This window comes from Geobacillus sp. ZGt-1 (assembly GCF_001026865.1).
In the GTDB taxonomy this organism is placed as follows: domain Bacteria; phylum Bacillota; class Bacilli; order Bacillales; family Anoxybacillaceae; genus Geobacillus; species Geobacillus thermoleovorans.
On sequence record NZ_LDPD01000028.1, the window covers coordinates 151,047 to 165,630 of the forward strand.

14 protein-coding genes and 2 pseudogenes are annotated in these 14,584 nt (G+C 51.8%); all 16 read right to left on the reverse strand.

Features of this window, described 5'->3' with window-relative positions; genetic code table 11:
- Positions 1 to 459, reverse strand: a pseudogene (locus VU18_RS20825) (serine protease); the annotation flags it as partial.
- A 101-nt stretch (positions 460 to 560) separates the two neighbouring features.
- A complete protein-coding gene (locus tag VU18_RS15135) occupies positions 561 to 1,355 on the reverse strand; it encodes an MBL fold metallo-hydrolase (protein WP_011232934.1) in 795 nt (264 codons plus the stop codon).
- 6 nt (positions 1,356 to 1,361) lie between these two features.
- Positions 1,362 to 2,144, reverse strand: a complete 783-nt coding sequence (locus tag VU18_RS15140; RefSeq protein WP_011232935.1) for a two-component system regulatory protein YycI — start codon at positions 2,142 to 2,144, stop codon at positions 1,362 to 1,364.
- Positions 2,131 to 3,459 carry a YycH family regulatory protein gene (locus tag VU18_RS15145; protein ID WP_011232936.1) on the reverse strand — a complete coding sequence of 443 codons (1,329 nt, stop codon included), beginning with the start codon at positions 3,457 to 3,459 and terminating at the stop codon, positions 2,131 to 2,133. Before VU18_RS15145 ends, VU18_RS15140 begins: the two co-directional genes overlap by 14 nt.
- Positions 3,452 to 5,281: a cell wall metabolism sensor histidine kinase WalK gene (walK, locus tag VU18_RS15150; protein WP_011232937.1), complete on the reverse strand. Its 1,830-nt coding sequence runs from the start codon at positions 5,279 to 5,281 to the stop codon at positions 3,452 to 3,454. Before walK ends, VU18_RS15145 begins: the two co-directional genes overlap by 8 nt.
- 6 nt (positions 5,282 to 5,287) lie before the next feature.
- On the reverse strand, positions 5,288 to 6,001 hold the full coding sequence (yycF, locus tag VU18_RS15155; RefSeq protein ID WP_011232938.1) for a response regulator YycF: 714 nt from the start codon (positions 5,999 to 6,001) through the stop codon (positions 5,288 to 5,290).
- A 188-nt stretch (positions 6,002 to 6,189) separates the two neighbouring features.
- Positions 6,190 to 7,476, reverse strand: a complete 1,287-nt coding sequence (locus tag VU18_RS15160; RefSeq protein ID WP_011232939.1) for an adenylosuccinate synthase — start codon at positions 7,474 to 7,476, stop codon at positions 6,190 to 6,192.
- Positions 7,477 to 7,693: 217 nt separating this feature from the next.
- A partial coding sequence (locus VU18_RS20830; RefSeq protein ID WP_304413654.1) for a DnaB-like helicase C-terminal domain-containing protein occupies positions 7,694 to 8,100 on the reverse strand: 407 nt, incomplete at its 5' end.
- A 1-nt stretch (position 8,101) separates the two neighbouring features.
- A pseudogene (locus VU18_RS15165) lies at positions 8,102 to 9,058 on the reverse strand (DnaB-like helicase C-terminal domain-containing protein); the annotation flags it as partial.
- A gap of 77 nt (positions 9,059 to 9,135) precedes the next feature.
- Positions 9,136 to 9,585 (reverse strand): 50S ribosomal protein L9, encoded by a 450-nt coding sequence (gene rplI, locus VU18_RS15170; RefSeq protein WP_011232941.1) that lies wholly within the window; start codon positions 9,583 to 9,585, stop codon positions 9,136 to 9,138.
- Positions 9,582 to 11,558, reverse strand: a complete 1,977-nt coding sequence (locus VU18_RS15175) for a DHH family phosphoesterase (RefSeq protein ID WP_011232942.1) — start codon at positions 11,556 to 11,558, stop codon at positions 9,582 to 9,584. Before VU18_RS15175 ends, rplI begins: the two co-directional genes overlap by 4 nt.
- 46 nt (positions 11,559 to 11,604) lie before the next feature.
- Positions 11,605 to 12,531, reverse strand: a complete 927-nt coding sequence (locus VU18_RS15180) for a YybS family protein (protein WP_011232943.1) — start codon at positions 12,529 to 12,531, stop codon at positions 11,605 to 11,607.
- Positions 12,532 to 12,666: 135 nt separating this feature from the next.
- Positions 12,667 to 12,903 (reverse strand): 30S ribosomal protein S18, encoded by a 237-nt coding sequence (gene rpsR / locus VU18_RS15185; RefSeq protein ID WP_008880812.1) that lies wholly within the window; start codon positions 12,901 to 12,903, stop codon positions 12,667 to 12,669.
- A gap of 97 nt (positions 12,904 to 13,000) precedes the next feature.
- Positions 13,001 to 13,495, reverse strand: coding sequence for a single-stranded DNA-binding protein (gene ssb / locus VU18_RS15190; RefSeq protein WP_011232944.1), 495 nt, complete (start codon positions 13,493 to 13,495; stop codon positions 13,001 to 13,003).
- 30 nt (positions 13,496 to 13,525) lie between these two features.
- A complete protein-coding gene (rpsF, locus tag VU18_RS15195) occupies positions 13,526 to 13,813 on the reverse strand; it encodes a 30S ribosomal protein S6 (RefSeq protein ID WP_011232945.1) in 288 nt (95 codons plus the stop codon).
- Between the two features lie 214 nt (positions 13,814 to 14,027).
- A partial coding sequence (locus tag VU18_RS20835) for a DUF933 domain-containing protein (protein WP_047758410.1) occupies positions 14,028 to 14,584 on the reverse strand: 557 nt, incomplete at its 5' end.

Genomic DNA, 14,584 nt, shown 5'->3' on the forward strand with positions numbered 1-14,584 from the left:
CGTCCCATCTTTGAGGCTCACTTCGAGCTGACTGGCGTTTTCAACAACATGATGGTTCGTGACGATAAACGCCCGGCCTCCCGCTTTCTTGTAAATGACGCCCGATCCGACGCCAGCCTCGCCTCCTTGCGACCAGAAGCTGGCTTCTTGAATGTTGACAACGCCGACAACCGCATCCGACACTTGGTCGATCGCCTTTGTCACCGCCGTCGTCACATCTACGGAAACACTCTGCCGAATCGGTGGAGTTCCATTTTCCTCTGTTTTTGGCTCTTCCTCTGCTCTTTGATTCGGCACAACATCATACGGGAGGATATCCCAACGGGAAAGCGCCGGAATGGACATGAGGACGAGCAGCCCTCCTAACACGGCGCCGACAAGCGCGGAAACAAACGATCCGCTGCGCCGCTTCCTCCTCGTTTGTTCGTACGGCTCATAATGGTCGTCGTAGTATCCCATGCTCACCCTCCTTTCCACATTCGTCTCCATCCCTCATTATAATCATGAACAGGAGAAAAAATCCAACAAATGTATCTCCCTCAGTTTCGGCAAAACGGGCTTTATACATACGCTAGTGCCGTCGCCCGACGCGGATCGGTATCATACAAACGAAAGCGGGCGCCGACCGCTAAGCCTTTCTGTTCCAACACTTGCGTCACGGTCATGCGCGCCAGCTCTTTCATATTGTTATCTTGGCTCAAATGGGCCAAATAAATTTGCTTTGTCCGGTCGCCGATCACGTCAGCAAGCGCCAAACCCGCTTCCTCATTCGAAATATGGCCGACATCGCTTAAAATGCGGCGCTTGACGCTCCATGGATATCTCCCCATCCGCAGCATGCCGACGTCATGATTGCTTTCAAACACGAACACATCCGCGTTTTCAATCGTCTTTTTGATCCGCTCGCTCACATAGCCGGTATCGGTGAGCAACGCAAGCTTTTTCCCTTCATAGTGGAAAACGTAAAACATCGGCTCGGCGGCGTCGTGAGAGACGCCGAACGATTCGACGTCAACATCGCCGAACGTCCTTACCGCGCCGAGCGGAAAGACAAATTTTTGCTCGGGCGGAATGTCGCCGACCGTTTGTTCCATCGCCCGCCACGTTTTTTCATTGGCATACACCGGCAGCCGATACTTGCGGGCAAGCACCCCGAGCCCTTTAATATGGTCGCTATGTTCATGGGTGACAAGCAGCGCATCAAGCTGCTTTGGATGGCGGCCGATCTCAGCAAACAACTCCTCAAGCTGCTTGCCGCTCAAACCGGCGTCAACAAGCAGGCGCTGGCGGTCTGTCTCAATGTAAAAGGCATTGCCGGTGCTGCCGCTGGCCAGCACACTAAATCGCATCGTCATGTTCTTTCACTCCAGCACATTTCCTTGATCATTGATCACTTGCCCTTCAAACGCATTGACGAAATAGTCTTCCTTCCGATTGACAACAATATGCCAAGTTGGAGTCAACACTTGGGATGCAGTAAATTGAACAAGCCCGTAATAGCCAAGCTCCACTTTCGTGACGCGGTCGCCCGGCTGCAAATGCCCTTTTCGGTACAACGTCTCAATGGCTTTAATCGCCGGGACGATATCTTGCTTCCGCTCGTACTTTTCCAAGTCGCTGAGCATCGTCTGTTCATACGACAGCGCTTCCCGTCTCCCGTTGACATGGATGACGAGCTTGCTGTTTTCATTGCCGTAAATCATCTTGCCGTCATACATTTGGTAGCAGGTCAAGATTCCTTGTTTTTCATCAAACGACCAAAAGGCATATTGCCCGCCGCCGATGATGTAGCGCTGCAAAAACTCACGCAGCTGGTATGGATCGTCAATCGGCAGCGCAACCGGATCGATGAACGTCCCTTTGACTTTCGTTTCTCCTTCGATTTTCACTTTTTGCCCGGGCAGCTTTTTTACATCCGCCATGGTGAATGAGCGGCTTTTGCCGCTGACATACGCCGCTTTCGTCACTTCTTTAGGCAGATCCACATACGTAATGCCGTTCGCCTCAAGCTGCTCTTCAATCGTCGTTTCCAAAATGACATCGAGCTGGCTGCTGTTTCGTTTTTCCATAAACTGATAGCCTAAAAAGCAGTCGAGGATGAGGAACACGATAATAAAAATCGTCTTCGTTTTACTCCAGTCCATTTGTTCCCCCTCCTCCCGCCTCATCGCCCATGTTTACCTTTTTCCACGTTTGTCCGTACAAGTAGAACCATGCCGGTTCAAGGCGGATGACTTTTTCCCGCTCCGGATCTTTGATGAGCTCATAGCCGATGGCGATATCTTTGATGAGCGATTTGCGAACGCCTTTCGTCTGTTCGAACCAGTTGACGACCTCATGGCCGGACGGCAGCGTTTTTGGTGTGCGGTTGCGATCCGCGATTTCAAGGCGGAAGAGCGGACGCTGGTATTTCATCAAATCGGACGCTCCCCACGTCTCCACGATTTCTGACATGCCGTATTCATTAAAGACTGGATAGCCGTTGACGACAAGCCGGAACGTGACTTTTCGATCCTCCTCGCTCCAGCGGGCGAAATGATACAGATCCGTCCAACCGCCATGCTCATTGACGAAATCAATGCTTTTTTGGATGATATGGGTTTCTTGCTCCGTTTGTCCCATATTCGAGACGCGCGCCGCTGGATTCACATACAGCAGCATCCGTTGAAGAAAATCGACGTCCATCAGCCGCGAACCGTCTGTATATTCTTCGCCAAACGGAATCAAATCTTTTTTGACAAAGCTTGGATCGCTAAAGAGCGCTTCTTTAAACTTGTCTGCGTCCAGCTCGTCGGTATAATATTGCAGACTGCTGAGCACCACTTCTTTTTCCGGCAAATACAACTGCTTCGTTTCGCTGACCGGATAAGCGAAATAACGCGGAAAATGGCTCGCTTCTTTCGCCAGCCGGCCGATCGCCGATAAGGAGGCATCGCTGGCAATCGCCTTGTAAATTTTGCGCTTGTCGGTCGCGATGAAGTAGATGGGGAACTCGTCCTTCCCGCCGAGCGGGACGAGCAGGCGGTCAAACGCCAAGCCGTCGAGCCCCCTGTCATCGATCGTGAAAATCAATCGGTATATGTCGATCGGCACCTCATCGGGGTAAATGATCTCAAGCCGCTCTTTGCCGTTTAAAAACGATAAAAACTTCCCTTGCGGAACAGAAGACGAAACATCTTCGAAATCATCAAGCGTCCATCTTCTCATTTCTTTCAGCACTTCATTTTTCTCTTCGTCTTTCGTCACAGCATAGGGGACGCCGTTTTTATGAATGAGAATCTGCTTTGGCTGCACGACCATCGCTGTATCCACTTGCGTATTGCTCACGGAGACGTGTTGAATGTATTCGTCGTTTTGCAGCACGTCGTATTTCGGATGATATGTCCATAAGGCAAACGTTAAGGTAATGCTGATGAGCACAAGCAACGTCAACACGATGGTTTTGATCGTTTCATACATCGCACCAGTCATCCTTTTGCTCGCGTTCTAGCGGCAGCGTAAAATAAATCGTCGTTCCTTTATGCTCCTTGCTTTCTGCCCAAATCGTCCCGCCATGGGCAAGAACGACTTCTTTGGCAATGGCCAGCCCAAGCCCCGTACCGCCCAATTTGCGCGACCTGGCCTTGTCGACCCGGTAAAACCGTTCGAAAATTTTTGCCAAGTCGGCTTTCGGAATGCCGACTCCTTCGTCGCTGACGCTGACAATAATTTCATCAGCAAGTTTGCGGACGCGAAATGTAATCGTCCCTCCTTGCGGAGAGTACTTCAAAGCGTTCGAAATAATGTTGTCTAACACTTGCGTAATTTTATCTTCATCAACTTCAATAAAAATCGCCTCGCGCGGAATTTTGCGAACGAACCGGATGTTGTCGCTTTTCGTCAACTCAAATCGGTCAATGACTTTATGGAAATAGGCTGAAAAATTGATCCACGTTTTCTTCAGCTTGTAGTCTTTGCTGTCGAGCTTGGACAGATGGAGCAAGTCGTTGACAAGCCGAATCATCCGTTCCGTTTCATTTTGCACGACTTGAATGAACCTCGGCGCGATGTCTTTATCTTGCCAAGCGCCGTCAGCGAGCGCTTCTAAGTAGCTTTTCATCGTGGTGAGCGGCGTGCGCAATTCATGCGACACATTGGCGACAAACTGCCGCCGCTCGCGGTCGATTTTTTCCTGTTCGGTAATGTCGTGCAAAACGACGATCAACCCGTTGACAAATCCGCCCTCTTTTTGAATCACCGATAACGACGCGCGCAAAATATACAGTTCCTCATCCGTGCTGAAATCTAAAATGAGCGAATCGCGCTCCTCAAGCAGCGTTTCAAACGTATACTGGTCGGCAATGCCAAGCACGTCGACGATCGAACTCGACAGCACTGTTTCACGTGAAACATTCAAAATGTTTAACGCTGCATCGTTAATGAGAATGACGCGCCCGCGACGGTCGGTCGCAATGACGCCATCAGTCATATGCGTCAAGACGGACTCGAGCTTGCGCCGTTCCCCTTCCGTCGTCGCCTGCGCTTCCTGCAGTTTTTTGGTCAGATTATTGAACGTCATCGCCAATTGGCCGATTTCATCATAGCCGTACACTTTGACCTTGCGGGAGAAATCTCCCCTCGTCATCGCCAGCGCTTGCCGGCGCATATCGGAAATCGGCCGGGTGATCGTGCGGGACAAAAAAATGCCGAGCACGGCGGTAATGGCGAGAGCGATCCCCGTCCCGGTCGCCAAAATCATATTGATTTGCCGCATTTGCGAAAAGACGTTTTCCATCGAGGCGATGACGTAAATGACACCTTTGATTTCGCCGCTCGTTTTGATCGGAGTCGACGAAATGTACATGCGATGACCTGTTTTCGAATCGAGCAGCATCCGGTCGACGATTTCGCCGGTGACGAGGGAACGTTTTACATAAATCTCGGTCGTCCGCTTTCCGACGATGTTTTGCATATACGGATTGGATGTCGCAAGCACTTTCCCTTTCTCATCGATGACGCGCACTTCGGAAATGTCTTGGGAAACGAAATCATGAAGAAGCGAACGGATGTCTTCTTCCAATGTCGGGCTTTTTTCATCGCGCTCCCGATTCATCGCCTGCTCGACGTTATAGGCGAGCAAGGTCACCCGTTCGTTTAATGAGTTTTTAAAGTTCTGCACAAGCTCCGTTTCCAGCTTGCGAACGAAGTACACGCCGATGATTTGCATGGCGACGAGAATCAGTAATACATAAATGATGACAAACTTAAAATGAATCGAACGGAATGGACCTACTTTTTTCATGCTGGCTCATGACTCCTGTTCCGGATTGCGCAAGTAATAGCCGACTCCCCGTCTTGTGACGATCCAATTCGGGTGGGAAGGGTTGTCCTCAATTTTTTCACGCAGACGTCTTACCGTCACGTCCACGGTGCGCACATCGCCATAGTAATCGTAGCCCCAGACGGTTTGCAGCAAATGCTCGCGCGTCATCACTTGGCCGATATGCTTCGCTAAGTAATGAAGCAGTTCAAATTCGCGGTGGGTCAGTTCAATTGTTTCCCCCCGCTTTTGCACGACATACGCGTCCGGACGGATGACGAGCGGGCCAATGACGATTTCATTTGTTTCGTTTTCTCCTTCTTCTTGGTTGGCCGTTTGCGCATGGCGGCGCAAGTTTGCCTTCACCCGCGCCAGGAGCTCGCGCGTGCTGAACGGCTTTGTCACATAATCGTCCGCACCAAGCTCCAACCCAAGCACTTTATCAATCTCGGAATCTTTCGCTGTCAGCATAATGATCGGCATATCATACTTTTTCCGCACTTCACGGCATACTTCCATGCCATCTTTTAACGGCAACATAATATCCAATAAAATCAAGTCCGGCATCGTTTCTTCAACTTTTTGCAGCGCTTCTTCGCCGTCGTAGGCGCAAATGACTTCATATCCTTCTTTTTGCAAATTAAATTGCAAAATATCGGCAATCGGTTTTTCATCATCAACGACTAAAATGCGTTTTTCCATCTCGCTCACATCCTTCCTTTTGCGATGGAATCCTATCATTACTAATTTACCATGTTATGAACATGAAATCATCCTTTGCCGATTGCCATTTTGAGGAGCCTATCAAAGAAAAAAGCATAGACGCGCGCGCATCTATGCCTGTCGTTTGCCTTGTTTATACGCTGCCTGCCACCGTCCACTGTTGCCGCTTACGCGTAGACGCTGCGGACGACGTTCGTTTGCGAACGGTCCGGTCCGACGGAGAAAATCGAAAGAGGGATGCCGGTGAGCTGGGAAATGCGCTCGACGTAATGGCGGGCGTTCGCCGGCAGCTCGTCTAGACTTTTCACCCCGGTGATATCTTCCGTCCAGCCAGGAAGTTCTTCATAAATCGGCTCGCATTCGGCCAACACTTTTAAGCTGGCTGGAAATTCTTCGAGCACTTGGCCGCGGTAGCGATAGGCGACGCAAATTTTCAACGTTTCAATGCCGGTCAACACATCGATCGAGTTAAGCGACAAGTCCGTAATGCCGCTCACCCGGCGGGCATGACGGACAACAACACTGTCAAACCAACCGACGCGGCGCGGACGGCCGGTCGTCGTCCCATACTCGCGGCCGACTTCGCGAATGCGGTCGCCGATTTCATCGTGCAGCTCTGTCGGGAACGGCCCGTCGCCGACGCGCGTCGTATAGGCTTTCGCCACCCCGACGACATGCTTGATTTTCGTCGGCCCGACACCGGCGCCGATCGTTACCCCGCCAGCGACTGGATTCGACGACGTGACAAACGGATACGTTCCTTGGTCAATGTCAAGCATGACGCCTTGCGCTCCTTCGAACAAGACGCGGCGCCCTTCATCGAGCGCATTGTTCAATACGACCGATGTGTCGCAGACGTATTTGGCGATGTGCTGGCCGTACTCGTAATACTCCTCAAAAATGTCCTCCAACCGGAAGCCTTCGACCCCGTACACTTTTTCAAGCAGCGTATTTTTCTCCCTCAAGTTGCGCTCCAGCTTTTCGGCAAACACGTCGCGGTCAAGCAAATCAACAATGCGGATGCCGATGCGCGCCGCCTTGTCCATGTACGCCGGCCCAATTCCTTTTTTTGTCGTGCCGATTTTGTTTGCCCCTTTCCGCTCTTCCTCAAGCTCGTCCAATTTCAAATGATACGGCAAAATGACATGAGCGCGGTTGCTGATGCGCAAATTATCAGTCGAAATGCCGCGCTCGTGCAAATACGAAAGCTCCGCAACGAGCGCCTTCGGATCGACGACCATCCCATTGCCGATGACGCAAATTTTATCTTTATAAAAAATGCCCGACGGGATCAAGTGCAGCTTATACTTTTCCCCGTTGAACACGATCGTGTGTCCGGCATTGTTTCCCCCTTGATACCGGGCAATCACTTCCGCATTTTCCGATAAAAAGTCCGTAATTTTCCCTTTCCCTTCATCGCCCCATTGCGTGCCGACAACAACGACTGACGACATGGCGAGCACCTCCAGTTTCCTCGGTCTAAACATTGTCAGTGTACCAGTTTTCAGCCATAAAGTCAATGAAACACGAACATTAAAAGAAAATATCGTCTTTTTTATTCGTTTATCAATGATCAGGAAGGCTCCCTCTTTAACGCCGCGGGTGTAAACGAGGAAATAGTCAAAGGCCAAAAGAACAAAAAGGCGCCCGCCGCCGGCAGCGCGGTCCGTCTTACGCCCCCGGTGGAATTTGCGCCTCATCGAAACGGCGCTCTAAGTTGACGAATTTATTGTACTCTTTAATAAAGGCGAGCTGCACCGTCCCGACCGGGCCGTTCCGCTGTTTGGCGATAATGATTTCGATGATGTTTTTGTTCTCGGAATCTTTGTTGTAGTAGTCGTCGCGATACAAAAAGGCAACGATATCAGCGTCTTGCTCAATGCTCCCCGATTCGCGAAGATCGGACATCATCGGCCGCTTGTCCTGGCGCTGCTCAACGCTGCGCGACAGCTGTGACAAAGCGATGACCGGCACTTCGAGCTCGCGGGCGAGCGCCTTTAACGAACGGGAGATTTCCGACACTTCCTGCTGGCGGTTTTCCCGGTTGCGCCCACTTCCTTGAATGAGCTGCAAATAATNGATCACCACCATGCCGAGGCCGCTTTCCTGTTTCAAGCGGCGGCATTTGGCGCGAATGTCGCTGACGCGGATGCTCGGCGTATCGTCAATATAAATGCCGGCGTTTGACAAACTGCCCATCGCCATCGTCAGCTTGCCCCAATCTTCCGGCGTCAGCTTGCCAGTGCGCAAGTTTTGGGCGTTGATGTTGCCTTCGGCGCAAAGCATCCGCATCACAAGCTGCTGGGCGCTCATTTCCAAGCTGAAAATCGCGACATTTTCGTTCGTCTTCGTCGCCACATTTTGGGCGATGTTTAATGCGAATGCCGTCTTCCCGACCGATGGCCGGGCGGCGACGATAATCAAGTCGCTGCGCTGAAATCCGGACGTCATCCGGTCGAGTTCAGTGAATCCGGTCGGGATGCCGGTGATGTCCCCGTTCCGGTTATGGAGCATTTCAATGTTGTCATACGTCTGTACGAGAACATCTTTAATATTTTTAAAGGCGCCTGAATGTTTCCGTTGGGAAACCTCCATAATTTTCCGTTCCGCTTCATCGAGCAAAACGTCAATTTCATCTTCCCTTGTATAGCCATCTTGGGCAATCGATGTCGCCGTGCGAATGAGGCGGCGAAGCAATGATTTTTCTTCAACAATGCGGGCGTAGTATTCGACGTTGGCCGCTGTCGGCACAGAATCGGCAAGCTCGCTTAAGTAGGAGACACCGCCCACTTCCTCCAGCTGCTCCAAAGCGGCCAGTTCCGCCGTCACCGTCACTAAATCGACCGGCTCGCCTTTATCAGCGACGCGAAGCATGGCGTGGAAAATTTTTTGATGGGCCGCGCGGTAGAAGTCTTCGGGAATTAATCGTTCCGAGGCGAGCGTCAGCGCAGTGGGATCCAAAAACACAGCGCCAAGCACGGCCTGCTCGGCTTCAATGCTTTGCGGAGGAATTCGTTCTGAAAAAAGTTCGCTCATCGTCTCACCGCNNNNCCCCCGTTTCATCTCCGTCGATAATGCCCCCGCCATAGCGGGCGGGGGCATCATTGCTGCCGTTATTTTTGTTCCTTGACGTGCACTTTTAAGGTCGCTGTCACTTCCGGATGGAGCTTCACCGGCACATTCGTATATCCGAGGGAGCGAATGGCATCAGCAAGCTCGATTTTCCGTTTGTCAAGCTTCAAGCCGTGCTGGGCCTGAAGCGCCTCAGCGATTTGCTTGCTCGTGATTGAACCAAACAAACGGCCTCCCTCGCCCGCTTTCGCCGGAATTTCCACCGTCAGCTTCTCGAGCTCTTCTTTCAGTTTTTTCGCATTGGCCAGTTCTTCCGCCGCTTGGCGCTGCTCTTTTTGTTTTTGCGCCTCGAGCGCTTTGATGTTCGCCGGCGTCGCTTCAATGGCGAGCCCTTGTTTGAACAAAAAGTTGTTTGCGTAACCGTCGGCGACGTCTTTGATTTCCCCTTTTTTCCCTTTTCCTTTCACATCTTTTAAAAAAATGACTTTCATGATGGCTTCCCCCCCTCGAAATAGTCATGAATGGCTTCACGCAGCTGCCGCTCCGCCTCTTCCACCGTCACTTCGGACAATTGGGCAGCGGCGTTTGTCAAATGTCCGCCTCCACCAAGCCGTTCCATAATGACTTGCACGTTGACATCGCCGAGCGAGCGGGCGCTGATGCCGACCGTCCCGTCGGACCGCTTGGAAATGACGAACGAAGCAACGACGCTGCTTAAAGTGAGAAGCGTATCGGCCGTTTGCGCAATCAACACTTGGTCGTGCACCTCGTTCTCGCCCCCTTTGGCGATGGCGATGCCATGCTCATCGATCACCGCCCGTTCGATCAATTTCGCCCGTTTGATGTAGTTGGCGATGCTTTCCCGCAGCAATTTTTGCACAAGCACCGTATCCGCTCCTTGGGCGCGCAAGTATGACGCGGCGTCGAACGTCCGCGAGCCGGTGCGGAGCGTAAAGCTTTTCGTGTCGACGACGATGCCGGCAAGCAGGGCGGTCGCTTCGAGCATCGTCAGCTTCATCCGTTTCGGTTGGTACTCTAACAGCTCGGTGACGAGTTCCGATGTCGAAGAAGCATAAGGCTCCATATAGACGAGAATCGGCGCCTCAATGAACTCTTCGCCGCGGCGATGGTGATCAATGACGACGATATGGTCGGTGCGATACAATAGCCGCTCTTCAATGACGAGCGACGGACGATGCGTATCGACGACGATCAAAAGCGTATCCTCGGTGACGAGCTCAAGCGCCTGCTCCGGCTTTAGGCATCTTGACCATAATTCAGCATGTTTTTTCATTTCCTCAAGCAACCGTTGCGCCCCGGCATCCGTTTTGGCCGGATCGACGACGATAAACCCTTCCTTTTGGTTCGATTGGACGACTTTTAAAACGCCGATCGCCGCTCCCATGGCGTCCATATCGGGATATTTATGGCCCATGATGAGCACTTTGTCGCTTCCTGCAATCAGTTCGCGAAGCGCATGGGAAATAACGCGGGCGCGGACGCGCGTCCGCTTTTCCATCGGGTTCGTTTTGCCGCCGTAAAACTTCACTTTTCCATTTCCTTGCTTAATCGCGACTTGATCGCCCCCGCGCCCCAACGCTAAGTCCAAGCTTGATTGAGCGAGCGCCCCGAGCTCCGGGAGCTGGGACACGCCGGCGCCGATGCCGATGCTCAGCGTCAGCTGGGCATGATGTTTTGCCGTCTGCTCTCGCACTTCGTCGAGAATGGAAAATTTGCTTTTCTCGAGCCGCCCAAGAATATGTTCGTTCAATACGGCAATAAATCGGTCGGATGACGTCCGCTTCAAAAAAATGCCATAGTCGTTCGCCCACCGGTTCAACACGGAAGTGACGAGGCTGTTTAGTTGGCTTTTTGCCTGATCGTCCATCCCTTGCGTAATTTCATCATAATTGTCAAGAAAAATAATGGCGAGCACCAGCCGTTCCGCTTCGTACTGCCGCTTCAATTCCAAATGCTCAGTAACATCAAAAAAGTAAAGAAGCCGTTCAGGGCGGCGAATGACCACTTTCAGCTGCTTTCCGTTCAATTCGACGATCTCTTCGTCCGTTTTTCCCCTTTTCACAAAAGCGGCCAACGATTCGGAAAGCTCGGCGAGAGAGCGGCCGACAAGCGTCTGTTCCTTAAAGCAGGCGGCCAAAAAACGGTTCGACCACTCGATTTCTCCCCCTTCATCGATGAGCATAATGCCGATCGGCATTTGCATCAACGCTTCCTCGCCTACTTTTTTCACCCGGTGCGACAAATTGGAAATATAGTGCTCCAACTCTTTATGCAAGGAGCGTTGCGCCCCAATGACATAATAAAGCACAAACCCGACGCCAAGAAGGGCGACGAGGCCAAGCAGCCATTGGAAGTAAAACAAGCCAATCGCCATAAGCACCGCCAGGGCGGCTAACGCATATAACGGATAGCGATACGCTTTCCTTTCATAAAAATGGGACATTCAAGTCAGCTCCTACACTGAAGAAATGACTCGCCTTATCCAATTATCATATGCGGCGGCGCAAATCAAATCCTAAATCAATTATACCGAATATCGCCACAAGATAAAGTAGAAAAGGCAGGAATAAGCAAACGACCGTCCCTGCCGCCACCACACCTTTGCCAACCCCTTTTTTGTAAGCGGCGTAGTAAAGAAACGAAAATCCTTGCACAATCATCGCCAGCTGCAACACATACGATAAGTTCAACACGGCGATATAGGCAAACGATCCTTCTTTGAACGGGAACAAGGAGAGAAGGAGCACAAAGACATACAACCACAATACAGTTTTCGGCCACATAAGCTCGCGAAACGGCGGCCATGAACCGACCGGCAGCTTCAGCCTCTTCATCACCGGCAGCGAGACGATGATCGTCGCGTACGCCAGCGCAAACGAAGCGATGACAAACAGCGTCGGAACCATATAGCCGATCAGCTTCAGCCCTTGTTCGAACTGCCTTTGCATCTCCAAAGGCGGCGCTTGTCCCATTCCCTTCATTAGATTCATTGCCGTGTCAAACGATTCTCGCACGAGCGCAAGCGTATCTTGGATCATATCGACGTGCAAAAATTGAATCGAGATGATGTAATCAAGCACGATATTCGCCAAAAATACAAGCGCGCCGACAAGAAGAACAAGATAACGGTTTTTCTGTTTCGAAAGCATCGCGCCGACTGCCATGCCGACGGTGCCGAACATAAGCGCCATCGGCAGCGACAAAAGCGAGCCGATCAAACCGGAGATGACAAGGGCCGCCGCCAGCAGCAACATAGCTGGAATCCACCCATGGCGCATCGTAAACACCATAAACGGAAGCGCTAAAAACAAAGCGGCGACAATCCCAATGACCGGCGCGTACAGCGCAAGCAAAAACAAAACAGCAAACAGTGCGAGCTCAATCGCCGCTTCGGTGAGGGCGTGCGTTTTTCGCAATGGACGTTCCCCTTTCTTTGTTTTTTGGTGATTTGACCTCCTTCCCCACTTTCACTCTGCTTGGGAGTGGGAGTCCGCTCAGTCAGAGGAGATAAAAAAAGCAGTAAGGATCCCCCCTTACTGCTTGCTTTCGGCTCACTCGTCCGCAACGTACGGCAGAAGCGCCATTTGGCGCGCGCGTTTGATCGCGACCGTCAATTTGCGCTGATATTTCGCGCTCGTTCCCGTTACACGGCGCGGCAAAATTTTACCACGTTCAGAAATGAACTTTTTCAGCAAATCGACATCTTTGTAGTCGATATGCGTAATGTTGTTCGCCGTGAAGTAACATACTTTGCGGCGTTTGCCGCGGCCGCCTTTCCGTCCTGCCATGCTATTTCCTCCTTTCCGTTGCCATCGTTTCCTCATCGGTGGAATGGCCCGCTGCCTGCGCGTTGTTTAGAGACAGGGGCTTCAAGCGACTTGTTTATTAAAACGGCAAATCATCATCAGAAATATCGATCGGCTGGCCGTCATTGGCGAAAGGATCGTCATCGATGCGGCCAAACCCTTTTTCGTTCGGATATTGGTGGTTCTGATCTTGCCCGAATGGGAATGGATCCCCATAGTAGCCGCCTGCTGTTGCCCCTCGCTGCTCGCTCGTTCCTTTCGGCTCAAGAAATTGGACGCTATCAGCCACCACTTCCGTCACGTACACGCGCCGACCTTCTTGATTTTCATAGCTGCGGGTTTGCAGTCGGCCATCGACACCAGCCAAGCTCCCCTTTTTCAAAAAGTTGGCGACGTTTTCCGCCTGGCGGCGCCAAACGACACATTGAATAAAATCCGTTTCCCGCTCGCCCTGCTGATTTGTAAACGGACGGTTGACCGCGAGCGTAAACGTGGCAACAGCCACTCCGCTTGGAGTGTAACGCAACTCCGGATCTCTCGTTAACCTGCCGACCAAAATGACGCGGTTAATCATCAGAACCACCTCTTAATCATGTCGAAAAGATTATTCTTCTTCTTTGACGACGATATGACGGATGATGTCTTCGCTGATGCGCGCTAAGCGGTCGAATTCTTGCACCGCTTTCGGCTCCGATACGACATTGACGATCATGTAATAGCCGTCGCGGTATTTTTGAATTTCATAGGCTAAGCGGCGCTTGCCCCAATCCGTCACGTTCGTAATCTCCGCGCCGTTTTCTTTCAACACGTTGTTGAACCGTTCCACGAGAGCTTGTCTCGCTTCATCGTCCATGTTCGGGCGGATGATGTACATGATTTCGTACTTTCTCACGCTCGTCACCTCCTTTTGGTCTAAGCGGCCCTTCCATTCGAAGAGCAAGGAGCAATCACCATTACTCACATTTGTTGATTATACCATGACCGACAACGATAAGCAAGGCAGTTTGCCGCATTCCGTCGGCGCAAACATCTTCCATCCGTATGACCAAGCCAAAAACGGCCCCATGCCGTGACCTGCTGCATCCGCCCTGCCCTCGAACCGATGGTTACACGTTGAACCGGAAATGCATAATGTCGCCGTCTTGCACTTCGTAGTCTTTTCCCTCCAAGCGCACTTTTCCGGCTTCGCGCGCCGCCGCCATCGATCCAGCCGCGACAAGGTCATCGTACGACACCGTTTCCGCGCGAATAAACCCTCGCTCAAAGTCGGAATGGATGATGCCGGCGCATTGCGGCGCTTTCATCCCTTTGCGGAACGTCCACGCCCGCACCTCCTGCTCGCCGGCGGTGAAAAACGTCGCCAATCCGAGCAAGCTGTAAGCGGCGCGGATAAGCTGGTCAAGGCCAGACTGCTCGATGCCGAGCTCCTGTAAAAATTGCCGTTTTTCCTCATCGCTGAACTCAGCGATTTCCTCTTCGATTTTGGCGCAGACAACAATGACTTCAGCGTTGTCGCGCTTCGCAAACTCGCGCACGTCCTTGACAAACGGATTGCCGCTAGGGTCAGCGATATCTTCCTCGCCGACATTGGCGACGTAAAGCATCGGCTTTATCGTCAACAAATGCAGCTGCTTGACGACTTTCATCTCTTCATCAGTGAACT